The organism is Herbaspirillum sp. ST 5-3 (assembly GCF_004804275.1).
GTDB lineage: Bacteria > Pseudomonadota > Gammaproteobacteria > Burkholderiales > Burkholderiaceae_D > Noviherbaspirillum.
Genome location: NZ_STGI01000021.1, coordinates 46,053 through 67,622, shown reverse-complemented (window position 1 = coordinate 67,622; position 21,570 = coordinate 46,053). Strand labels below are relative to the sequence as shown.

Annotated in this window: 27 protein-coding genes and 1 tRNA gene; 10 read left to right on the top strand and 18 right to left on the bottom strand. The window is 61.5% G+C overall.

Annotation, left to right across the window (positions count from 1 at the left end; all coding sequences use genetic code 11):
• Nucleotides 1-521: 521 nt before the first annotated feature.
• The 6 genes from E6W33_RS25960 to E6W33_RS25935 form a co-directional block, all read right to left on the bottom strand.
• Nucleotides 522-1,214: an OmpA family protein gene (locus E6W33_RS25960; protein ID WP_211097433.1), complete on the bottom strand. Its 693-nt coding sequence runs from the start codon at nucleotides 1,212-1,214 to the stop codon at nucleotides 522-524.
• Between the two features lie 97 nt (nucleotides 1,215-1,311).
• Nucleotides 1,312-1,689, bottom strand: coding sequence for a hypothetical protein (locus tag E6W33_RS25955; protein ID WP_136420279.1), 378 nt, complete (start codon nucleotides 1,687-1,689; stop codon nucleotides 1,312-1,314).
• A 24-nt stretch (nucleotides 1,690-1,713) separates the two neighbouring features.
• On the bottom strand, nucleotides 1,714-2,109 hold the full coding sequence (locus tag E6W33_RS25950) for a phage holin family protein (RefSeq protein ID WP_348983175.1): 396 nt from the start codon (nucleotides 2,107-2,109) through the stop codon (nucleotides 1,714-1,716).
• A 7-nt stretch (nucleotides 2,110-2,116) separates the two neighbouring features.
• Nucleotides 2,117-2,419 carry a DUF883 family protein gene (locus E6W33_RS25945; RefSeq protein ID WP_136420278.1) on the bottom strand — a complete coding sequence of 101 codons (303 nt, stop codon included), beginning with the start codon at nucleotides 2,417-2,419 and terminating at the stop codon, nucleotides 2,117-2,119.
• 300 nt (nucleotides 2,420-2,719) lie between these two features.
• The gene (locus E6W33_RS25940; RefSeq protein ID WP_136420277.1) at nucleotides 2,720-4,513 is read right to left on the bottom strand and encodes an ATP-binding protein; all 1,794 of its coding nucleotides are present in this window, start codon (nucleotides 4,511-4,513) and stop codon (nucleotides 2,720-2,722) included.
• Between the two features lie 158 nt (nucleotides 4,514-4,671).
• The gene (locus tag E6W33_RS25935) at nucleotides 4,672-5,229 is read right to left on the bottom strand and encodes a hypothetical protein (protein WP_136420276.1); all 558 of its coding nucleotides are present in this window, start codon (nucleotides 5,227-5,229) and stop codon (nucleotides 4,672-4,674) included.
• A gap of 178 nt (nucleotides 5,230-5,407) precedes the next feature.
• Between E6W33_RS25935 and E6W33_RS25930 the strand changes: the two genes are divergently transcribed.
• The 3 genes from E6W33_RS25930 (at nucleotide 5,408) to E6W33_RS25920 (ending at nucleotide 6,767) form a co-directional block, all read left to right on the top strand.
• Nucleotides 5,408-5,803: a hypothetical protein gene (locus E6W33_RS25930; protein WP_136420275.1), complete on the top strand. Its 396-nt coding sequence runs from the start codon at nucleotides 5,408-5,410 to the stop codon at nucleotides 5,801-5,803.
• A 79-nt stretch (nucleotides 5,804-5,882) separates the two neighbouring features.
• Nucleotides 5,883-6,413, top strand: a complete 531-nt coding sequence (locus E6W33_RS25925) for a hypothetical protein (RefSeq protein ID WP_136420274.1) — start codon at nucleotides 5,883-5,885, stop codon at nucleotides 6,411-6,413.
• Entirely contained in the window at nucleotides 6,414-6,767 is a 354-nt protein-coding gene (locus tag E6W33_RS25920) for a hypothetical protein (protein ID WP_136420273.1), read from the top strand. It abuts the gene before it with no gap.
• 94 nt (nucleotides 6,768-6,861) lie between these two features.
• Here the strand turns inward: E6W33_RS25920 and E6W33_RS25915 are convergent, their stop codons facing one another.
• A complete protein-coding gene (locus E6W33_RS25915) occupies nucleotides 6,862-7,353 on the bottom strand; it encodes a hypothetical protein (protein WP_136420272.1) in 492 nt (163 codons plus the stop codon).
• Nucleotides 7,354-7,612: 259 nt separating this feature from the next.
• Here E6W33_RS25915 and E6W33_RS25910 point away from each other — a divergent pair, with 259 nt between their 5' ends.
• Nucleotides 7,613-8,143 carry an SRPBCC family protein gene (locus E6W33_RS25910; protein WP_168798771.1) on the top strand — a complete coding sequence of 177 codons (531 nt, stop codon included), beginning with the start codon at nucleotides 7,613-7,615 and terminating at the stop codon, nucleotides 8,141-8,143.
• A 20-nt stretch (nucleotides 8,144-8,163) separates the two neighbouring features.
• Here E6W33_RS25910 and pip read toward each other — a convergent pair whose 3' ends face one another.
• Complete coding sequence (gene pip / locus E6W33_RS25905) at nucleotides 8,164-9,120, bottom strand: prolyl aminopeptidase (protein ID WP_136420270.1); 957 nt, start codon at nucleotides 9,118-9,120, stop codon at nucleotides 8,164-8,166.
• A 219-nt stretch (nucleotides 9,121-9,339) separates the two neighbouring features.
• Here pip and E6W33_RS25900 point away from each other — a divergent pair.
• A tRNA-Asp gene (locus tag E6W33_RS25900) sits at nucleotides 9,340-9,416 on the top strand.
• Between the two features lie 138 nt (nucleotides 9,417-9,554).
• Here E6W33_RS25900 and E6W33_RS25895 read toward each other — a convergent pair.
• The 3 genes from E6W33_RS25895 to E6W33_RS25885 form a co-directional block, all read right to left on the bottom strand.
• A complete protein-coding gene (locus E6W33_RS25895) occupies nucleotides 9,555-10,466 on the bottom strand; it encodes a recombination-associated protein RdgC (protein ID WP_136420269.1) in 912 nt (303 codons plus the stop codon).
• A 63-nt stretch (nucleotides 10,467-10,529) separates the two neighbouring features.
• On the bottom strand, nucleotides 10,530-11,615 hold the full coding sequence (gene dinB / locus E6W33_RS25890; RefSeq protein WP_136420282.1) for a DNA polymerase IV: 1,086 nt from the start codon (nucleotides 11,613-11,615) through the stop codon (nucleotides 10,530-10,532).
• A gap of 205 nt (nucleotides 11,616-11,820) precedes the next feature.
• A complete protein-coding gene (locus E6W33_RS25885; protein WP_136420268.1) occupies nucleotides 11,821-12,264 on the bottom strand; it encodes a hypothetical protein in 444 nt (147 codons plus the stop codon).
• 316 nt (nucleotides 12,265-12,580) lie between these two features.
• On the opposite strand from E6W33_RS25885, the gene E6W33_RS25880 reads away from it, so the two are divergent.
• Nucleotides 12,581-13,012: a hypothetical protein gene (locus tag E6W33_RS25880; RefSeq protein ID WP_247869799.1), complete on the top strand. Its 432-nt coding sequence runs from the start codon at nucleotides 12,581-12,583 to the stop codon at nucleotides 13,010-13,012.
• An 84-nt stretch (nucleotides 13,013-13,096) separates the two neighbouring features.
• Nucleotides 13,097-13,999: an NAD(P)/FAD-dependent oxidoreductase gene (locus E6W33_RS25875; RefSeq protein WP_136420267.1), complete on the top strand. Its 903-nt coding sequence runs from the start codon at nucleotides 13,097-13,099 to the stop codon at nucleotides 13,997-13,999.
• A 134-nt stretch (nucleotides 14,000-14,133) separates the two neighbouring features.
• Here E6W33_RS25875 and E6W33_RS25870 read toward each other — a convergent pair whose 3' ends face one another.
• On the bottom strand, nucleotides 14,134-14,556 hold the full coding sequence (locus E6W33_RS25870; RefSeq protein ID WP_136420266.1) for a hypothetical protein: 423 nt from the start codon (nucleotides 14,554-14,556) through the stop codon (nucleotides 14,134-14,136).
• A gap of 215 nt (nucleotides 14,557-14,771) precedes the next feature.
• On the opposite strand from E6W33_RS25870, the gene E6W33_RS25865 reads away from it, so the two are divergent.
• Nucleotides 14,772-14,990: a hypothetical protein gene (locus E6W33_RS25865; RefSeq protein ID WP_136420265.1), complete on the top strand. Its 219-nt coding sequence runs from the start codon at nucleotides 14,772-14,774 to the stop codon at nucleotides 14,988-14,990.
• 123 nt (nucleotides 14,991-15,113) lie between these two features.
• On the opposite strand, the gene E6W33_RS25860 is transcribed toward E6W33_RS25865, so the two are convergent.
• From E6W33_RS25860 to E6W33_RS25850, 3 genes are read right to left on the bottom strand one after another with little or no spacing between them, the layout of a single operon-like run.
• Nucleotides 15,114-15,407: a DUF2288 domain-containing protein gene (locus E6W33_RS25860; protein ID WP_168798769.1), complete on the bottom strand. Its 294-nt coding sequence runs from the start codon at nucleotides 15,405-15,407 to the stop codon at nucleotides 15,114-15,116.
• Nucleotides 15,408-15,412: 5 nt separating this feature from the next.
• Nucleotides 15,413-15,622 carry a SlyX family protein gene (locus E6W33_RS25855; RefSeq protein ID WP_136420263.1) on the bottom strand — a complete coding sequence of 70 codons (210 nt, stop codon included), beginning with the start codon at nucleotides 15,620-15,622 and terminating at the stop codon, nucleotides 15,413-15,415.
• Between the two features lie 18 nt (nucleotides 15,623-15,640).
• The gene (locus E6W33_RS25850; RefSeq protein WP_136420262.1) at nucleotides 15,641-16,324 is read right to left on the bottom strand and encodes an SDR family oxidoreductase; all 684 of its coding nucleotides are present in this window, start codon (nucleotides 16,322-16,324) and stop codon (nucleotides 15,641-15,643) included.
• An 89-nt stretch (nucleotides 16,325-16,413) separates the two neighbouring features.
• On the opposite strand from E6W33_RS25850, the gene E6W33_RS25845 reads away from it, so the two are divergent.
• Both E6W33_RS25845 and E6W33_RS25840 read left to right on the top strand, forming a co-directional pair.
• A complete protein-coding gene (locus E6W33_RS25845) occupies nucleotides 16,414-17,307 on the top strand; it encodes a MaoC family dehydratase (protein WP_136420261.1) in 894 nt (297 codons plus the stop codon).
• Nucleotides 17,308-17,358: 51 nt separating this feature from the next.
• Nucleotides 17,359-17,628, top strand: a complete 270-nt coding sequence (locus tag E6W33_RS25840; protein ID WP_136420260.1) for a hypothetical protein — start codon at nucleotides 17,359-17,361, stop codon at nucleotides 17,626-17,628.
• Nucleotides 17,629-17,643: 15 nt separating this feature from the next.
• On the opposite strand, the gene E6W33_RS25835 is transcribed toward E6W33_RS25840, so the two are convergent.
• The 3 genes from E6W33_RS25835 to E6W33_RS25825 form a co-directional block, all read right to left on the bottom strand.
• Nucleotides 17,644-19,059, bottom strand: a complete 1,416-nt coding sequence (locus E6W33_RS25835; RefSeq protein ID WP_136420259.1) for a malonyl-CoA decarboxylase — start codon at nucleotides 19,057-19,059, stop codon at nucleotides 17,644-17,646.
• 113 nt (nucleotides 19,060-19,172) lie between these two features.
• Nucleotides 19,173-20,201: an AraC family transcriptional regulator gene (locus E6W33_RS25830; protein ID WP_168798768.1), complete on the bottom strand. Its 1,029-nt coding sequence runs from the start codon at nucleotides 20,199-20,201 to the stop codon at nucleotides 19,173-19,175.
• Between the two features lie 225 nt (nucleotides 20,202-20,426).
• A complete protein-coding gene (locus E6W33_RS25825) occupies nucleotides 20,427-21,554 on the bottom strand; it encodes an ABC transporter substrate-binding protein (protein ID WP_136420257.1) in 1,128 nt (375 codons plus the stop codon).
• Between the last annotated feature and the right edge of the window lie 16 nt (nucleotides 21,555-21,570).

Genomic DNA, 21,570 nt, shown 5'->3' with positions numbered 1-21,570 from the left:
ACGACGCCCCCGAGGCCAGCATCGCCGCAGCCGCCAGCGCTGTCAGTTTCAGTCTCATATCTCCACCTTTTCTTGTTGCCTTCCCTTTACGTTTGCGCACCGCGGAGGGAAGAATGCCGCTGTACGATGACCAGCAATGCGGGGTCAATACGTGAGTTCGTATTCGAATATTGGCGGCAGGTTTTCAAGGCATGGTGCTGGCCCTGCAGTCACGCCTGCCGCGGATTTTCAGTCGGGCTCGTTCAGGGTTTCGGTCGATACGCGAGTGTGCTGCTCAGCGTCGAAGCATCGAGCCGTTTCATTAAACAACAAAAAACAACAAAAAACAACAAAAAAATCAACAAAGGAAATTAAAGGGATTCGGCCGGTTTTGAGTAGCCTGCGGCCCGGCGCATTGCGGTGTAAATGCGGCCGATCGCGCGCTGCTGCGCGACGTCGGCGGGAATTGAAGGAGGAAGCAGGTCGGCGCTTCGGCGGTCGATGAAACGGGAACCACCGAAGCAATGGGCTTGCCGCAAGCGCTAACGCGGTTGCGTGGCCTGCGGTGCCTGCGCGCTGGCCTGCGGTTCGGCGACGAAGATTTCGACGCGGCGATTGCGCGCGCGATTGGCTTCCGTGTCGTTCGACGCTACCGGCTCATGCGAGCCGCGGCCTTCGATGGCGATACGGTTGGACGCCACCCCACGCGAAGCCAGATAGTCGCGCGTATGCGCGGCGCGGTTGACCGACAGCGGATCATTGATCGCGTCGCCGCCGGTGCTGTCGGTGTGGCCGATGATGTTGATCCTCGTATCCGGGTTTTCCACCAGTGTGGAAGCGAACTTGTCGAGGATGGGCCGGAAGTTGGGCTTGATGTCGGCACGATTGGTGTCGAAGGAGATATCGGAAGGAATGTCGAGCTTGAGCCGGTTATCCGCGGTCTGCGACACCTGCACGCCGGTGCCCTGGGTCGCCTGCTCCATGGTGCGCTTCTGCTGTTCCATGCGCTTGGACCAGATATTGCCGGCTACCGCGCCCGCCGCGCCGCCCAGCACTGCGCCGGTCGCCGCGCGTTTTCCGCCACCGCCGCCGGTGCTGGCTCCCAGCACCGCGCCAAGACCTGCGCCGATTCCCGCGCCGGTCGCCGTGCGGCGCTGCTCCTCGGTCATGTTGGCACAACCGCCGAGTGCGATGAGTGCTGCCAGGGCAGTAATAATGACTTGATTTCGCATCATGCATATCCTTATCTGTGTCAAAACCACGAGTTGGACATACCGAAGTGATGCAAGTTCGACAAGTTACATTCGAAAAAAATTTCGGCCAGAGCCGGAATTACTCCGGCCCGACGAAATCCATTTCGGCAGCGGTATGCCCCGCCTTTTTCTTCTTCACAACGAGTGCCACCACGCCTGCGATGACGCCGGCGAGCAACACGGGTTTCAGCAGATGCTTGCGTTTCGTAAGGGCGGCAACGCCGGTAATTACGAGTGGCAGGGCCGTTTGCAGGTTACCGCCAGCCAAACCAGCCAGACCCGTCAGATTTCGCCGCCGGAAAATGGCAAGCGCAGTCAGCGCGATCTGATGCAGCGCGCTTTTCGCCAGCGTTTCCGGCTGCAGACTGGCATGGGCCGCCTCTTTGGCGAGCAGGATCTCGGCCCGATAGAGGGCGCCCTGCGCGATAAGCTGTTTCTTGCGATCGGCTCGATTCATGCCATTCCGATTCATACCATCCTCTTACAACAACGCGTCACGGTCATTGCGCAATTCATTCAGGGTCGCGGGCATGCTCAACTGGTCGCCGTCGAGCATCGAACGCGCATACAGCAGAATGCCGAGCGCCAGCAGCGAATACGCTGCGGCGACGATGAGCAGGATTTTCCAGCCCATCGTCTCCCAGGCCAGCACGATGATCAGCGCGGTCCAGCAGCCGAGCGCGAACCACAGCGCAACGATGCCGAGCGCGCCGACCAGCAGCAGCCGCGCAATATTGTTACGCACCTCGCCCAGCTCCAGCGAGGCCAGCTCGATCCGGCTCACCAGCAGGGCGAATCCGTTCTTCGCCAGGCCGGCCAGCCCGGCCATGAGGCCGGGACCGGTTTCCGCGGAATGCGTTTGTCGCTGCTCCATCATGCAGCCACTAGCGGCGCGAAATCAGCATGCCGACGATCAGGCCAACGCCAGCCGCAATGCCGACCGCCTTCCATGGGTGATCGTGCACGAATTCATCGGTCGTATGCGCGGCGGCCTTGCCCTTTTGCACCGCGATGGCTTGCACTTCCTGCGCCTTTTCCATCGCGGCATCCAGCATCACCAGGCCCCTGGAGCGCAGCTCCTCCGCCTTCTCGCCGGTTGCATGGCTTGCTTCGCGAAACAGTTCTTGTGCATCCTTGACCAGGGTCTTCATGTCGTTCCTCACGGTTTTGATGTTTGAATTCAGCATGGCGATACTCCACTAAAAGGTCGAAAGCAAAAAGGTCGCCCGCAGGTTGCCGGGCGACCATTACAGAGATTACATACCGGAAATGATATCGGGTGCGACGATCCGCATGTCGATCATTGGTCGCGTCAAGCAACAGGCCATATCTATTTATGTCAGGTAATTTACGAAATGTAAAGCTCTGAGCCTTGCGCTGGAGCGAACTTTCTCCTTCGCATGATGGTTCTTTGATGCGGATCAGATGAGGAAGCCGGACCGGTTGGCTGCGGTTTGAAAGACTTGGCGCAGAGTTTGAATTTTCGGTCAGGAAGCGCAGTCCGATGGCCGGGTTTGCTCGGCCAGCGCGAGAATGGCCTTCGACTGGTATGCATTGGCCAGCGCGCGCAACTTCTCCGCAAAGGGCGCGTAGCGCGCATCAAGCCGAGCAAGATGATCGGCGTAGTCGCGCAGGTCGCGCATGTTGCCGATCTGCGCAAGCTGGCGGAGCCTGGCCATTTCCTCGGGCGGCGGCGTCACGAATTCTTCGTCGCCCTGCGCGGGAAGGCAATGCTCATCGCGCTTGCACGACAGCACATGACCGTCGGCCGGGTTGTCGTCGGCAACCGGAACGACCAGTTCGAAGCTGAACACGCTGCCTGCGCCGGGATGGCTGGCAACGTGGATTTCACTATTCATCATGCGCACGAGCTGGCGGCTGATCGACAGGCCAAGCCCGGTGCCGCCGAAACGATGCCGGACTTCGCCGGCCTGCTCGAAGGGCTGGAAGATGCGTTCGAGCTCGCTCTCGGGCAGACCGATGCCGGTATCGCTCACCTCGAACAGCAGACGTGCATGATCGGCTTCGGTATGCGCGAGGCGGGTGATGCGCAGGCTGACCTCGCCTTCGTCGGTAAACTTGACCGCGTTGCCGAGCAGGTTGAGCAGCACCTGGCGCACGCGCTTCTCGTCGCACAGGACGATGCGCGGCAAATCCGGCGCCGCGCTGTATTTGAAGAGCAGGCCTTTCTGTTCGGCCCGCACCCGGATGATGTCGGCGATCACTTGCAGGCAGCTCTGCAGATCGACCTCGTGTTCAACCAGCTCGAACTTGCCGGACTCAATCTTGGACAGGTCGAGCAGATCGGTAATCAAGTTCAGCAGGTGTTCACCGCTCTGCTGAATGGTGTTGAGGCTGGCGATCTGGTGCGCATCAAGATTGGGATCGCGCTTGAGCACTTGCGCATAGCCGAGCACCGCATTGAGCGGCGTGCGCAATTCATGACTCATGCTGGCGAGAAAAGTGCTCTTCGCCTGGCTGGCGACTTCGGCGCGCTCCTTGGCCAGCATCAGTTCGGCGGTGCGCTCCTTCACGAGTTCTTCGAGATGCTCGCGATGGCGCTGCAGTTCCTGCTCGACCTGCACGCGGCGCCGGATGTCTTCTTCCAGCGCGCGGTTCTTGGACTCGATTTCATCGAACAGCGACTGCAGCGACTGGCGCGTGCTCTCCAGGCTGCTGCCGAGGCTGCCGAGCTCATCCTTCTGCCGCCACATGAATGGTTCGGTCAACTCGCGCCGCGCAAGACGCTGCGATTCCTTCATCAGGCGACGTATCGGCGCCAGCAGGCGGTATTGCAGCAGGGACACGATCAGCAGCAGGCTCAACAGCAATTGCGCCAGCACGGTCAGGGCAATCGTCATGCGGTTGCGGCGAATCTCGGTGTCGAGCTGGCCGCTGTCCATTTCAATCGACACGAAGCCGATCACTTCGTCGTTGTACAGGACATCGCGGCTGAGCTTGAACTGCCGTCCCCGGCGTCGTTGCGGAATTTCCTGGAATAGGAAGACACCGAATTTCTGGTCGCGCACGACGATCTTCGATATCCGCTCATCGCTCAGCATCGCCGCAAACAAGGGGCGGCCGGAACGCGGATTCAGGTTCCACAAAGGCTCCTGCATGCCCAGCGTCAGGATTTCCGCGAGCCGCTCTTGATCCGCTTGCAGGCGCTGTCTCAGGGCCTGCTCATTCTGGCGGAGCACGATCAGAGTGATGACCGTGACCGGAATCAGCAGCCCGATCACGACCGCCAGCACGATGGACGCGCGCAGCTTCAGTCGCATGTGGCCTCCGTCTGTACGGCCGGTATCTGTCGGATGAGTAACATGCCCGTCCCGCCTCCTTGCCTGTGCCCGATCCCGGGAACAAGTTGGAGTGCAAAACCGGCAGGAAAAATTCGTGGAATGCGCTAACGGCAACAAAGAGTCACGTGCGCGTTGCCTCAGCCCGCGCCAGCGTCCCTGTCGCGCAATTCCGCGATGCCTTCGATGTTGCCGATCCGGATCGTGACCGGATTGCAACTCAGCATGCGTTGCGTCGGACGCCAGGCGAACAGCCACTCCTTTTCCGACGCATACTGGCGCGCCTTGGAAAAGGCGGCTCCCAGCGGACTGGGCATGCCATAGGAAATCGCGGCATCGATGCCGGCCCAGCTCGGCAGGAGATGCTGCGCCGCGCGATGGATGCGTTCGCCGAATTCTTCGGCGTCGTGGATCACCAGGCAGCAGTCGGCGCCGGCAAATGCGTCGAACAGCTTTTCATCCCACGCATTGGCGAGACTCAGCGTGAGAAACGTGGACGATGCTTCGGCCGATGCGCGCGGACCGAACGGCAGGATCTGATCGGTGGCCGGCAGGACCTTTTCTTCGGCGAGCGGCGGACGCAGCTGGAACTCGCCGAATTGCAGCGAACGTTCCAGCAAGGACCGCTGCGAATAGCGGTACAGCTTTTGCGGACGCTTGTATGCGGCGGCGAGCAAGGGGGATGGGGCAGTTTTCATGGTGGCGTCGTGCTGAGAGGGCATCACCCATTTAAACAGAATACGGGGGCGGCGACAAACGCGGCTTGCCGCAAGTGGCCGCAGACGCAACACGCGGCTTGCCTGAGGTGCTGGTCCCGTTTAGGATGGCAGGCATGAGCGCCGACCGGCGCGTCCCCTCTTTACATCCAGGAGAATCATGCGCAGCACCTTCTTGACCATCGCCACCTTGGCCCTGCTGCAGTCCGCAGCCGTCGCGCACGCATCGGACGTGAACGTCGGCGTCAGCGTCGCAGGCCAGGTCTCGCCCGGCGTCTACGGCCGCATCGATATCGGCAATGCGCCGCCACCGCCGGTGCTGTATGCGCAGCCCGTCATCATCGCACGTCCGGTACGCCCGGTTCAGATGGCCCCGATCTATCTGCATGTCCCTCCTGGCCATGCAAAACACTGGGCGAAGCACTGCCACAAATACAATGCCTGCGGCCAGCCGGTGTACTTCGTCAGGTCGGCCGAATATGAGGATGGCGGACGAGGCGGAAAGCACGACAAGGAGAACCACGGACATGGTCACGGCCACGGGCGCGGCCACTGAAGCGGTATTTTCCCTGCAATGAAAAAAGCGGCTCGAGAGCCGCTTTTTTTTTGGGGCAGCGTGATGGGCAAGTGCTTACTTGCTGGGCGAGGACGTATCGGAGCTTGAACCTGCCCCGGTGTCGGAGGAAGAGGAGGCACCCGACGGGCCGGAAGACTTGGCCTTGCTGGATTTCTTGGCCTTCTTGTGCTTCTTCTTCGTTGCTTTCTTCGGGGTGGCATCCGAAGTGGCGTCGCTTGAAGCGGCCGGGCTGCTGCTCGTTGCGCCAGTCGAGTCGGTGCCGGATGCGCCGGAGCTGGGGGCGCCCATGCTGCTCGAGCCGGACGTGCCGGAAGTGCCGGTAGTACCGCTGGTGCCGGAACTGCCAGTGCCGCTGGTGCCCGACGCTCCGGAGCTGGGGCTGCCCATGCTGCTGGAGCCGGACGATCCGGAAGTGCCGCTGGTGCCGGAGCTGCCGGAACTCATACCGCTGCTGCTCTTGCTGCTGTCAGTCGACGAACCGGAGGCACCGGTGCCGCTGGTGCCCGAACTGCCCGAGGTGTCGCTGGAACCGGACGAAGACATGCCGCTGGTGCCGCTGCTGCCGCTGCTGCCGGACGTACCACCGTAGGTGCTGCTGCTTCCGCTGGTCGAAGGCGATGCCGAGGAGGAACCGCTGCTCGACTTGCTTGGATCGCTGGTTGCGGAGGACGACGGCATGGTCGACGACGGTGAAGTCGCGCTGCTGCCGCTACTTGTGCCGGCCCCGGATGATTGCGCCAATGCAAATGACGACACCGACGCGATCATGACAAACGATAGTGATCGGATAGTGGGTTTTAGCCTCATGAGGAAACTCCTTAAGTTAAAAGAAAGGCATCATCGATGCAGCAGCTTGGATGCAAGCCCTGTGTGCGCGTTCAGCAGAACACGCCGAGGGTCTCAAGGAGGGAGCGCAGGATTTTTTCAAGCGCTTGAATTTTAAGCACTTATGACAATGTAAAAATGTGTAACGCGGAATCGGACGGTGAGGATTTTACAATGCGGCGCCTGCGTCCGGGCAGGCGCGCAATCATGCTTTATTTGTCCATTTGCGGCTGCGCAATCGTGCGCAACTGGAAGCGGCCGTCGTTATTGAAGAGCCAGGTCTCGGAAATTTCGAGTTTGCCGTGACGCACGAGATGCGAGGCGGGCCGCGGGAACGGCGCCGCGTTGCGCAGTGACGCCAGCGCGATCGATTCGGTTTCGCGGTCATGGTTGGAGCGCATGATTTCGCTGCGCACCAGATTGCCATGCGCATCCACCGCATAACGCAGCACCACCACCGAGCGCAGCAAGGCCTGCGGACGGCCCGGGTAGACCTTGCCTGAATTCACGTCGGAAATGCGCAGCGCGAGATCGCGTTTATAGGCATCAACCGAGCTGGCACTGGATGCCTCCGCGCGCGGCTCGGCTCTTCGCTCGGCACGCGTGGCCTTTTCAGTCGGGCGGTCGGCGGACCGGTCACCGGTGGAAGTGGCGCAGCCGGCGAGCACGCCTGCAGCAAGAAGAAATGCGTTGCGGAAGTTCATGGCAGTGCCTGCTCGATGCGTGAAGAAAAGTGACCCGGTTCGCTGCTTGGCCGACATTTCATCCATCAGCGACAAATGCCGTGACGAAATGCCTTGCTGAAGAAAGTAATGTAGAGATATTCGTGGCTGGAAGCAATCTTACGCGTCGTTACAAATATCACGCCGCCCTCGCATCTTCACTTGCATATCGGGCCACGTCTTCTACTCTGAGACAATGCTTGGCCTTGTCGTTTTGCTCATTGCCATGGGGAGTCCGTCCATGCACGCACAAGAACGCTTCGGACATTCGGCGGTGCACGCCGATGCGCATCGCATCCATCGCGACGGCGAGACCATGTTCGAAGTCGAGGCCAGCGGTGTCGTGCGCGCTTCTCCGCAGCATGCCTGGCGAGTGCTGACCGACTATGAGCGCTTGCCGATGTTCGTTCCCGACCTGGTGGAATCGAAACTGATATCGCGCAACGGAAATGAAGCGGTCATTGAACAGCGCAGCCAGACCGGTTTCCTGTTTTTCACGCTGCCGGTACGCATGAAGCTGCACATCGAGGAGCGGCCCATGTCGACCATCAAGGTCGCGCTGCTGTCGGGCGACATGAAGCACTACACGGCGCACTGGGACCTGGAACCCTTTTCGCAGGATGGCGTCAAGGGCACGCGCATTCATTTCGCAAGCACGCTCGAACCGAATTTCTTTCTTCCGCCGCTCATCGGCACGGCAGCCGTGCAGATGAATGTGCGCAAGATGGTGGAGGCTGTGACGTCCGAGATCGAGCGCAGCAGCGCGCATTGAGCGCGACAGTCCGGGCCGGTTCAGTCGAAACTGCCCTTCGTCCTGAACTGCTCGGTCGCTCCCACCAGGAGGCGCGTGATGCCCGGCTCGTATCCCGAATGTCCCGCATCGTCGACCACATGCAGCTTCGCTTCCGGCCAGGCCGCATGCAGGCGAAATGCCGCCGACGGCGGACACACCACATCGTAGCGTCCCTGCACCAGGACCGCCGGCAAATGGCGGATGCGGTCGACGTTACGTATCAGTTGATCGTCGCTGAAGAAACCGTCGTGCAGGAAGTAATGCGCTTCAAGCCGCCCGATGCCCAGGCTCACCACATCGGAACTGAAGTCGGCGATCGCGCCCGGATCGGGACGCAGGAACAGGCAGCTCCCCTCGTAGCGGCTCCAGCTGCGCGCAGCCGGCATGTAGACCTCCGGATCCTCGCTGAACAAGCGCTTCGCGAACGCCTGCAGCAAATCGCCACGCTCCTCCGGCGGAATCGATGCCACGAACTGCGCATGCACGTCCGGGTAGAACCATCGAATCCCGTTGAGAAACCAGTCGATCTCCTCGCGCGTGCACAGGAAAATGCCGCGCAACACGAAACCGAGGCAACGCTGCGGATGCGCCTGCCCGTAGGCCAGCGCCAGCGTGGAACCCCACGAACCGCCGAACAGCAGCCACTGCTCGATGCCGAGCATTTCGCGTATGCGTTCGATATCGTCGATCAGCAATGGCGTGGTGTTGTTGCGGTATTCGCCCAGCGGCGTCGATTTGCCGGCGCCGCGCTGGTCGAACAGCACGATGCGATAATGATCGGGATCGAAAAAGCAGCGATGCCGCGGCGACAAGCCGCCGCCGGGTCCGCCATGCAGGAACAGAACCGGCTGGCCGTCGGGATTGCCGCACTCCTCCCAATACAAGGTGTGGATGTCATCCACCGGCAGCATGCCGCGGTGGTAGGGTTCGATCGGTGGAAAAAGCGGGTCGGTCATGATGTATCGATGAAAGTTGGATTGGTCGATTGTAACGAAGCCTGCGGCCGGCGGAAATCGGTGTTAAGAATCAGTGCTTGACACTTCGGGCTGTGCTGTATTCCCGACAAGTTTCCGAAGGAGTAGCCAGAAGCCGGAAATTGCTGTAGACTTCAGCCCCTTCAGACGTGGTGACAAACGTCGCATATTCCGGTGCATGCCGGGGTATGAGCAGTTCCTGGAGTGGTAGTTCAGTTGGTTAGAATACCGGCCTGTCACGTCGGGGGTCGCGGGTTCGAGTCCCGTCCACTCCGCCAATATTTAAATGCCCGCGCAAGCGGGCATTTTTCTTTTCCGGATGAAGAATGTCTCATTCTTTCCTCCAAAAACAAAAAAGACGAACCGGCTGGTTCGTCTTTTTTCGTCTCGCGCTTTTTAATCTCGCGCTTTCTTTGCTACGCGGCTTTCTTCTGCTGTTCCTCGCCGCCCAGCGCTTCCACCAGATCGGCGATCAGCTTCGCCAGCTCGCCCGTCATCAGCGCGAAGTCGGTATCGAAACGCTCATCCTCGTTCTGCGTGCCCGCGTCGGCGTTTTCCTTCAGCACATCGAGCGGCGCGACGCGCTTGATCGCCAGCGATTCGGTCAGCACGAAGGACACACGGTCGGCCCAGGTCATCGCCAGGCGCGTGCACTGCTTGCCGGCCGCGATGTGGCGGCGCACGTCTTCCGGCTCCAGCGTGTGGCGCACATAGCGCACGGTGGCCTTGCCTTCGCCGGTGGCGCGCAGTTCGGTGTCCTGGTCGACGGTGAAACCGGCCGGCGCTTCATCGGCGGCGAGCCAGTCGGTCATTGCCGTCAGCGGCGAGCGCTCGGTGCGCAGCGACGCGAACGGCAGACTCTCGAGCGACTTGAGCAGGAGCTTGAAGACTTCGTCGGCCTTCGCGGGACTGGCGGCATCGACCACCAGCCAGCCATTGGCCGGATCGATCCACACATGCGTGCTGCGCTGGATGCTGAAGGCGCGCGGCAGCAGTTCGTCGGTGACCTGCTCCTTCAATTCCTTCATCTGCTTGCGGCCCGGCTTGAAACCCTGCTGCTCTTCCATCTCCGCGGCGCGCGCCTTGGTCACCTGGTTGATCACGGTGGAAGGAAGAAGTTTTTTCTCGGTGCCGAGCTGCAGCAGCAGCTGGCGATTGACGGTATGCACCAGCATGCCGTTGGCACGCGGCGACAGCCAGCCCTGGGTCTGCAGGTCGATGCTGGAGCACGGTGCGAAGGTCTGCGGCGCGAGCGCGGCTTCGAGTTGCTCGGCGCTGAGCGTCCACGGCGCGGTGAGACGATAGATCTGGAGATTCTTGAACCACATGATGCGCATCCGAAAAAGGGAGCCGCTCATTCTACACGGCGACTCGTGCCGCGTCAGTGGCGATCAAGCATCATCCTCGCTTGACAAGGCGTGCATCTCGTCGACAAACAATCCCAGCTGGGCGTCGCCTTCTTCCTCGTTCAGGCGCACGCCGACGCCGAGCAGACGCACCGGCCTGTGCCCGCGCTGATGCGCCGTCTCCAGCAACTTGCGGCAGGTCGCTTCATCGATCGCCGTGCACACGCATTCCGCCGTCGTGCGGCGAAAATCGTCGAAACGAATTTTTACAAACAATTTGTGGATATGCCGCTCGGCGCTTGCGCGCTTCACGCGCTGATGCAGGAGCGCGATCAAGGGTGACAGCTCGCGCAGGCAACTGGCGAGGTCGGGCAGATCGATCACATAGGTTTCTTCGACGCTCACCGACTTGCGCTCCTGGCTCGCACTCACCTGCCGCCGGTCGATGCCGCGGCACAGGCTGTACAGGCTGCCGCCGAATTTGCCGAAGTGATGCTGCAGCTCGGGAATCGGCCATTGGCGCAAATCGGCGCAGGTGAACGCGCCCAGCTTCTTCAGCTTCATCGCGGTCACCTTGCCGACGCCGAACAATTTGTCGACCGGCAGCGCGGCGACGAAGTCATCGACATCCTGCGGACGGATGACGAACTGGCCGTTCGGCTTGTTCCAGTCGCTGGCGATCTTGGCGAGAAACTTGTTCGGCGCAATGCCTGCCGATGCAGTGATACCGACCGTGTCGGCAATGCGCGCGCGGATTTCCTGCGCGATCAGCGTGGCGCTGCCCTTGAAGTGCGGTGATGCGGTGACGTCGAGATAGGCTTCATCCAGCGACAGCGGCTCGACCAGATCGGTGTAGTCGCGGTAAATGGCGAGGATCTGTTTCGACGCGGCGCGATACTTGTCCATCGCGGGCGGCATCACGATCAGGTCCGGGCAACGTTGCAGCGCCTGCGACATCGGCATGGCGGAGCGCACGCCGAAGCGGCGCGCTTCATAGTTGCAGGTCGCGACCACGCCGCGCTGATCCGGACGTCCGCCGACGGCCAAGGGATGTCCGCGCAAGGAGGGATCGTCGCGCATCTCCACCGCGGCGTAAAAACAGTCGCAATCGCAATGAATGATTTTTCGCAGCGGAACGCTCACGGTGACCTGGACAGGCTGAAGACGAAGAAAGGCGGAGCTTCATTTTACCGGGCTGTACGCAATGCGTGCTGCGAAGAATCGCAGCAGTTCCAACATGTGAACACTTGAACAAGCGACAAAGAAAAACGCCACCGGCTATGCGGTGGCGTCGATCATGCATGCGTTGTGAAACGCTTGTGTGTCTTGCTTTCTCTTACTTGCCAGAGGTCGACGGCGTTTCGATGTTGCCCTGCGCTGCAGGTGTTGCGCCGGACTCCTTCAGCTTTGCATTGGCTGACTTCTTCTCTTCCTTGTACTCCTGCTTGGCGGCCTTCTTCTTTTCCTTGTACGCCTGCCGTGCCTGCTTGCGCTCTTCACGCCGCTGCACGTAAGGATCATTGGAGCTGCTTGCAGCCGGATTGGTGGTGACCGTGGTCGATGCGCCTGCCGGCGGCGTGGTGGTGACCGTCGCGCCGCTGCCCGCGGCGGCGGAACCGGTGCTGCTCGTGCCTGAGCTGTCGCTCGGCGCAGGTGTCGTCGCACTCGGCATGGTCGTCGATGAGGGCGAGGTGCTGCTCTCGGTCGACGACTGGGCGAAAGCGAGGTTGGCCAGCGCGATCAGCGCCGAGCCGAACAGGATTTTATGTGGTCTTGCCATGAAGAACTCCTGAGAAAGATTGGGTTACCGGGATGACATGCAGGATTGCCGTCACCACGTAGAAAGCCCGTTAAATTCCGGAATCATTCGGCTTCCGTTATTCAAATGACAAATAGATGAACAAGAAAGTTCCTCCCGTCGCGCGGCAAGATTTCCATCGCGCAGCTTTTCACGATATTCCGTATTTGTTTGCGAATTTACAGCGCTCGCCGTGATCTACATCCGTGCAGGTTCCGGTGCGACATGCGTGTTGCACCTCGGTCCTGTCGTCGTCGCAGCCACGACGGTCCCGTGAATTTCAAGCAAGGAGTACATAATGGCAACCAGCACTTTGGATCCGGATAACGTCCCGGAACCTGATCGCCGCCTGGCAAAAGGGCATGGCACACGCGCGCTCGGGCCGAGCGATACCTCCGACAGCGGCAGCGATGTGCAGGGCGGCCTGCGCTGGGCCGATGAGGCGGACATCGGCCTGGACAAAGGCACGTATGAAGATCCCGACAGCGGCAGGCGCGACAGGAGCGCGGGGCCGGATATCGGCGATGCGGAGATCGACAGTGACACCGATGCCGTCGGCACCGGCGAACGCGCAACGGCCGGCCGCGATTCGGACATCGAAGCAGGCAGCGATATCAACGTCGATCGCATCGATTATGTGAATCCGGGCGACGAATCCGGCATCGACGACCTGGAGGCAATGCCGCCGCGCACGCGTCATCCAAACCGTCAGCAGTCATCCCGTCGGTGAGACAGGATCAGGTTCATGCATCGCATGGACCTGACTTCCTTGCGCACTTTCTTCCTGATTCTCCGTTGATCGAACAAAACCACCTTGTCTTTCGACCCTGATCTGCTCGACTGCGCCATCATCGGCGCCGGCGCCGCGGGATTGACCGCAACCATCTATCTCGCCCGTTTTCGACGTCGCATCGTGGTCATCGACAGCAACGCGAGCCGCCTGCTGGCGATTCCAAGTTCGCACAACTATCCGGGCTTCGCCAACGGCATCCATGGCGAGGAATTGCTGACCCGGCTGCGGGCTCATGCGGCGAAGTACGGCGCACGCCGTGTTTCCGGAACCGTGGACCGGCTGGAACGGCTGGACGACGACAGCTTCATTGTCCGTTGCGGTGAACGACACTGGCATGCCCGCCATGTCATTCTTGCGACCGGCGTGATGGACGTCGAGCCGGATTTTCCTGACGTGAAACGCGCAGTGGCGGCGGGTTGCGTGCGCTATTGCCCGGTATGCGACGGCTTCGAGGCAAGCGGCAGGCAGGTCGCGGTGATCGGCCGCGGCAAGGACGGCCTCGGCGAAGCGCTGTTCGTGAAGCATTTCGCGCAGACCGTGAGCCTGCTGACGCTGGACGACATGCCTGGCTTGAACGACGAAGAGCAGGCGCGATTGCGCGGCGCCGGAGTCCAGGTGGTGCAGACGCCTGTTGCGGGCATGCGCTATGACGGCGCCGATGCGATGCACATCGATCTTCGAGATGGGCACAGCCTGCTTTTCGAAGTGGTGTATGTCGCGCTCGGCACGCTGGTCAATTCCGGCATGGCGCAAGTGCTCGGCGCGGAATGCACCGAACACGGCGAACTGATCGTCGACGCGCACCAGCAAAGTTCGGTGGATGGCCTGTATGCGGCGGGCGACATCGTGAAGGGGCTGAACCAGATCATCGTCGCGATGGGCCACGCGGCGATTGCAGCCACGGCGATTCACAATCGCCTGTGACAGGCGCTCCAGCAGGCTGTTGAAAAACGTAGCGAGCGGGGCGAGATTGGGGTCGAGGAGCGCAAGCGTACGACTGGTACGCAGAGCACCGCAGGCCCCAGGATCGGCCCGCGCAGTAGTTTTTCAACAGCCTGCTACAGATCTCCTTCGGAGACGAGAAAGTCGGTAATCAGCACTTCCTGCACCTTGTCGGTCCGCAGCGACGCATTGCTTGCCGCGCGCACGCTCGCCTGCAGCGTCGGCAGGCCGTCGGGCGCGAGGGCGCGTTGCGGGTCGACTTCCATCAGCGCTTGTTTCATCAATTGCTCCAGCGCCTGCTTGTTGGCTGACGCCCATTCCGCGTCGGCGCCGCTGGTGCGGACGGCGAAGGAAGCGCGGATCGAATGCCCGCTTCTGCTGATCGCCACGTCCTGCACGTTCAGGTAGACGATCTCGCTGCTCAGGCGTTCCTTCTGCTTGAAGTAAAACCAGACGCCGGCGAAACCGGTCACCAGCACGAGAAGAACGATCCCGATGACAAAGGCCAGCATCTTGTCGGGTACGCGTTTGGACGGCATGAGGATTTTTCGGGCAAGGCGGCGCGAAACCGTGTTGGACAGGAAGCGTCATTCTACAGGCGCGGCACGACGCGACCGCGCGAAACCGTGCTCTGGGGCAAAAAAAGTAAGTGCCTTGTAAGCTTCGGGCAACAGAATCAATGTGTAGATTCCGGCTACATGTGCGGACCGCTACACATGATTCCACCGCGATTCCACAGCTTCAAGGGCATGCCATGTTACCGGAAGAGATTGTTGACCATATCGATGCGCAAAACCGCGCGAACCTCCATGCGCGCGACTACACGCAAGCGCTCACTTACGACGAGGTATTGAGCCTGATGAATGCAGCGTCGATGCGCGGATTCCGCTATGGCAGCGAAAGCGCCCTGTCGCTGTTGAAGAGCAAGCTGCTGGTGAAGCAGTTGCACCAGGCGACGTCGAGCGAAGCCTAGGAGCGTCTATCAGAATGCGTCGCGAGCAGCCCGAGGCTGGATCGAGAAGCGCAACCGTACGTGAGGTACGGTGAGCATCGCAGGTCCAGGATCGGGTTGCGCAGTAGCATTCTGATAGACGCTCTAAATTTCCTGCACCAGTATCCAGGGTTTCACCACCACCGCCCACAGGGTGGCGTCCGCTTCCAGCCATGCGCTCGCCTGCGCATCGCTCACCCTCCCGATCCGGCTCTCCGCCATCCATTGCGCAATGGCCTTGGTGTCGTCGTTCGCGATGCAGGCGGCGACCTCGATCAGATCAAGTTCATGGCTGACGGCGATCACCGCGCCGGATGCGAAAAAGCGCTGCAATTCGGTCCATTGCATGCGGGAGGTTTCGCCATTCAGTTTGGCGCGCAGCAGTTCCTGTTGTTCCATGTGAATCAATAGTGTGGTGGTTTCTCGTTGGCCGGTCCGCGTTCGGTCGCGGCCTCGCGGACTTCGCGGATGTGCCGCGCGAGCGCGGTGCACAGGCCTTCCAGTTCGTCGATCTTCTTTTGCTGCTGATAGACCGTCTTGTTGAGCGTGTCGATCATGTCTTCCTGGCGCGCAATGCGTATTTCGATGTCGACCAGGCGGTCTTCGCTTGTCATGTTTTCAATTTTCTCAAGTTAGCGCGCGACCCAGCCGCCGCACAGGGGAAATACTTGCCCGACGAAGCAATCGGCGGCATCGCTGCACAGGTAGGCGGCGAACTGCGCGTCTTCCTGCTGCGTCACCAAGCGGCCGAGCGGCACTTCGCGCTTGAGCCTTTCCTGGAATGCAGGATTGGCCTGCACTTCGAGCGGGAAATAGGTGGGATTCTCGACGAAATTCTGCGCAATTGCGTTGATCTGCACATTATGCGGCGCCGCTTCCACGCCGACTGCCTGGATATAGGACAGCTGCGCGCCGCGCGCGGCGCTGTAGGTCGAGGTACGCTTCATGCCGCGCAGCGCCGATGCGCTGCCGATCAGCAGGATCTTGCCGGAGCGGCGCTGGATCATTTGCGGCAGGACCGCGCGGATCAGGCGCGGCAGCGGATCGACCATGTGCGCGAAGGCGTCGCGCCATTCGTCGTCGCCGACCTGGACCGCCGGCGTGGTCGGCGCGGGAATCGCGAGGTTGGCGATCAGCACGTCGATGCGACCGGCGGCCTGCACGATGGCCTGCGGCAGCGCGGGGTCGAGCAATGCGCGTTCGTCGGCGATCACTTCGGCGCCGAACTGCGCGAACAGTTCGCACAAGACCGGCCCCATGAAGGTCGATGACTGCGTGATAAGCACCCGCTTCCCGCTCAGGTCGAGAGCTGCCATTGTTTTTCCTTATGTCTGATTGCCGCCTTCGGGCGTAGAATCCGCCCGTATTTTACGCCGAACATAGCACCGGAAACAGGAGACAAGTCATGAAAGCAAACACTCACTTGCGATTCACGCGGCAGCCGTCCTTGGGTGACCTGTTCCTCGCCCTGATGCGAAACAGCCGCCAAGGACGGCGCAATCCGCAGAACGCGCTGCATCTGCGCGCGAGCTGGCACGACATCGGGGTTGATCCGGCGCATCGCTCCGCCTTCCATGCCGCCTGCCATTTGCCGGACAACAGCGACGTCTCGATCCTGTATCCGATGGCATGGGTCTACCCGCCGATGCTGCACATGCTGAGCCATGGCGCTGCGCCGATGCCGCTGTTCCGTGCGCTGAATACACGGATAACAATCCGGCAACACCACCCCTTGCCGGCTGATGCCCGGCCGGATGTGGAGCTGGCGGCGCAGGCGGTGCGGCGGGTTGAAAAGGGTCTGGAATTCGATATCGGTGCCGAAGTGCGCGTCGATGGCGTGCTGACCTGGGAAAGCCGGATCACGATGTTCTATCGCGGCCGTTTCGACGGGTCTCCCGATTCTTCTCCGTCCCAGCCCGATCCGCGGGTGGAGTCCGGCGATGCCAGCCATGCGTGGCATCTGCCGGCAAAAGATCGTTTTCGCTTCGGCCGGCTGTGCGGCGATACCAATCCGCTTCACTACGGCAAGGCGTATGCGAAAGTTTTCGGCTTCGAGCGCGACTTCGCGCAGCCGCTGCTGGTGATCGGGCAGGCACTGAGCCGGCTGCCGGACTACCGCGCGGCAGGTCCGTCGCGCCTCGAAGCGCGCCTGAAGGGGCCGGTTTACTATGAACGGAACCTGAAGATGCTGGTGCAGGACATCGACGGCGGGCATCGCTTCGACGTCTATTGCGAACCCAATACCCGGCCGAGCCTGTGCGTCGAACTCGGCGGCGCACCTGACCGGACTGCATTATGATGAACACATCCGATCTTCCGGACACTTGCCGGATTTCCACATAGGTTTGCAATGAGATCAACCAAAGCCAGCGCTGCCATCGCACGACTGAACGAGCGTGACAGCGCCTATCGCTATTCGCTGGGAATCAATGCCGCCGGCTTGTTCTATCTGCTGCGCGCGGAGCCGGGCGGCAAGCCGGAAAAGATCAGCGCCGATCTCGCGCTGGATGAATTCGTGCAACTCGTGAACCAGACCGGGCCGCAAAAGAAGGCACGAATCAGCAAGCTCGACACGGCGTTCGAGAAGCAGCTCGGCGACAGGAAGCGCAACGCGGAGTAAAGCTTCGGCCCTTGCTCAAGCCGACTGCAATAGGCTGCGCACCGCACGCGAACTCGACACCGCTCCCTTGAGCATCAGCTTTTCATGGTTCGATTCCAGTTCCGCCTTGCGGTACAGGTAATTGACCATCATCCCTGCCGATTGCTTGAATCCCTTGTCGGACCTGTCCGCCAGCCAATTGACGCGTTCGATGCGTGCGCCGTTGACCAGGTGGAAGCGCGCGACTGGATCCTGCGGCAGTTCCTGCGATTTCTCGCGCGTGAGATAGTGAGCGCATGCTTCCAGCAGTACCGGCTGCAGTGCTTGCGCGACAGGCGAATTGGCGTACCAGCTGCCGGAGGCGACAAACTCCGCGACACCGGGATGCGCATCGAGCACCGGCGCATCGGTTTGCAAACAGCCCAGCCTGATCCGGTCCAGATACGCCTCCTGGCGCTTGAGCCAGGACATGAAGCCGGGGATCGGCGACAGCGTCGAAAAAGTCTTCAGCGTCGGGAAGTCGCGCGCCAGGTCATCGACCACGCGCTTGATCAGGAAGTTGCCGAAGTTCAGTCCGCGCAGTCCCGGCTGGGTGTTGGAAATCGAATAGAAGATCGCGGTGTTGGCGCGCGTCGGGTCCAGCGGCGGCAGCGATTCGTCGAGCAGCACCTGGATGTTGTCGGACAGGCGGTCGGTCAGCGCGACTTCGACGAAGATCAGCGGCTCGTCCGGCATGCGCGGATGGAACAGGCCGTAGCAGCGGCGATCGGAATCGAGCCGGTTGCGCAGGTCGGCCCAGGAACGGATCTGATGCACGGCTTCGTACTTGATCAGCTTTTCCAGCAATGCGGCGGACGAATTCCAGCTGATGCGCTGCAATTGCAGGAAGTCGACATCGAACCAGGTGCTCAGCAGGGAAAACAGCTCGCTCTCGACCACGCCGAGTTCGGGCGAGCCCTTCGCGAAGCGCAGCAGGTCGTCGCGCATCTCCACCAGAAATTTCACGCCCTGCGGAATCGCGCTGAACTGCGTCAGAATGCGCAGCCGCTGCGAACGCAAGGCTTCGCGCAGCGCCATCTCGGCGGCGGTCTTGTGCTGCGTATCGACCGCATGTTTCCAGTCCTTCATCGCCGCATCGACCGCTTCCGGCCGGGGGCCGAACTCCAGTGCCAGCAGGCGCAGGTAGTCGCGCCGCCCCTGCTCGTCCAGGCCGGAATAGATCTGGCCGATTTCCACTGCGCGCTGGCGTGCCGAGACCACGCCACCCCGTTCGGCAGCGCAGGCGGCGAAGCGCTGCCGCAGGCTTCTCAGTTCGCTCGATGAAAGACGGCGGTTGCCGGGATCCGCGTCCTCGTGCTTGCCGAACAGCCGGCCGATCAGATGGCGCGCGCCGGTGAGGAGGTTGGATTCTTTTGCATTTGATTCCGGTGTGGCGGCGGCGTCGGTAAACATGCAGACCCTTTCCAGCGAATCGCGAGGAGTAATCGAAATTGTAGGCCGCGTATTCGAGGACCGAGCAACTGCTTGCACATTTCTTGATGCACGGCAGGCCGGCGAGCGCGGCGTCAGCCGTCGGCGCGTCCCGGATCGTGGCCGATGCGCGACCGGTACTCGCCGGGCGACATGCCGAACCAGCGCTTGCAGGCGCGGAAGAAGGTGCTCTGGTCGGCGAAGCCGAGCAGGTAGGCGATCTGGGACAGCGTCACGTTGTGCTGGCCCAGATGGTCGCGCGCCAGTTCGTGACGGATGTCGTCGACCAGCTGGTTGAAGGAAGTGCCCTCCTCCTGCAGCCGGCGCTGCAATGTGCGTTCGCTCATGTGCAGGGCCTTGGCGATGTCGGCGCGCAGCGGGTCGCCATCGGGCAGATGGCGGATGATGAGCTCGCGCGCCTTGAAGCTGATGCGATCGTTTTCCAGGCGGTTCAGGTGCTCGCCCGCGTAGCGATCGTGCAGCTCGGCGAGCATCGGGTTGGAGGTCGGCAGCGGATGCATGACGTCCTCGAAGGAAAACAGCAAACGGTGCGAAGGCGCGTTGAAACGCAAGGGGCAATGGAAGGCCAGGCTGTATGGCCGCAGGTCGGCCGGTTCGGCGTTGGCAAAATACACTGCCAGCGGGCGCAGGTCGCGGCCGCTCAGCCAGCGGCAGAAATTGAGGATCGTGACCAGCACGAATTCGACGCGCTGGCGCGGTACCGGGCGACCGCCTCCGTAGAGTTCGACGTTGATGCTGAAGCCGTCCGTCTCGTCGTGCAGGGTGATGTCGGCGGCGTCGCTGACGATGCGCAGGTAACGCAGCAGGCGTTCGAGCGCCGCCCGCAGGTTGGGGCAGGACATCATCACATAAGCCACCGCGTCGAAGCTGGCCGGCGTCGCGGCGGGCGGGATGTTCAGGCCGAGGGCGGGATTGCCGGAACGCTGGCTCGCCAGTTCCCAGAGCATGCTGATCTTCTCGGGCGCGAAGCGCGCATCGGGATGTTTCAGCTCGTCGATGTCGAGGCCGGCTTCGACGAACAGCGCGCGCGCATCCAGGTGTTCGGCCTGGATGATCTCCACTATTCCCTTGACCCATGCTGCGGAAATCGTGCGTGCCGTCACGGATGCGATTCCTTTTGCTCCATGGGCCGGGCTTCGATTCTTGCCATGTCTCTCTGATGATTGGTCGGTGCAAGTCCTGCAGGGATAGGCTCTTATACCCGTTTCATGGATTTTGTTCAATATAGCGCATCGGCGTGCCGGGCGCATGGCGGACGCCAAAACAACAAGCCCGCCTCATGGGCGGGCCTGTCCTTGTGCGGGCAGATTGCGGTCGTCGAACTGTGCTCAGTACAGCAGCCGCGCATCGCGTCCGATGACCGCGATGTCCAGATAGTCCGAGCCGCTGCGTTTCGATCCGGAGAAATCGATGGGGAATCCGCCCAGCTTGTAGTCGCGCATCGCGGCCAGGCTCTGCATGACTTTCTCCCCGGTCGGATTCGGGCCGGCTGCCTTGATGGCTTCCACCACCAGGCGGATATTCAGATAGCCTTCCAGCGTCACAGGATTAGCACGGATGCCCTTGCCGTACGGACTATGGAGCAAGGCCTGGAAATCCTTGACAAGCGGCAGCACGGTCGAATTCGGATTCGGCACCACCTGCGAAATGCCGATGCCGCGCGCTTTCGCCTCGCCAGCAACTTCCGCCAGCTTCTGGGAAGTCACGAAGGACAGCGTGTACAGCTGCGCATAGCCGCTCGGCGCGTTCCAGGCCTTGACGAACTGGTAGGTCGAATCCGGCACACCCATCATGAACACTGCCTGCGGACGCGCGGCGATGATCGCGTTTGCTTGCGCAGCGAAGTCGCGCGTGCCCGGCTGGTAGCCTGCCTTGAGGATGACTTCGAGATTGAACTTCTTTTCGCCTTCCGCGACGCTTTGCAGGATGCCTTGCCCGAACGCGTCTTCCTGATACAGCACGGCGATGCGCCGCAGCCCGAGCGTGGAAGCAAGGCGCGAAATCTTCAGCACTTCGTCGTTATAAGTCGAACGGGTGTGAAAGATCTCCGCCGAACCGGGCCCGCGCAACGCGGTGGAGCCACTGAAGACGCCCACGAGCGGCACCTTGTGGCGCGTCAGCACGCCCGATTTGATGACGGCGATGGTGGGCGCAGTGCCGGCGCTGTTGACCAGCGCTACCGCCTTGTCGTTGAGGATCACATCCTCGACCAGCGCGGCCGTCTTGCCCGGATCGTACTGGTCGTCGCGCGTCACCAGCGCCAGCTGCCGGCCATGCACGCCACCAGCGGCGTTGACCTGCTCGACGTAGGCGCGCGTGACCTTGAGGATGTCCTGCGCGGTTTCGGCGATCGGCCCGCTCAGGCCGTTGATGAAGCCGATGCGCACGTCCTCGGCACGCGCCGAACACAGGAGGAAAGCAGTGGCGAGGGCAAACATGGTCTTGATGGTGTGCATGGCTTCCTCCTGTGTT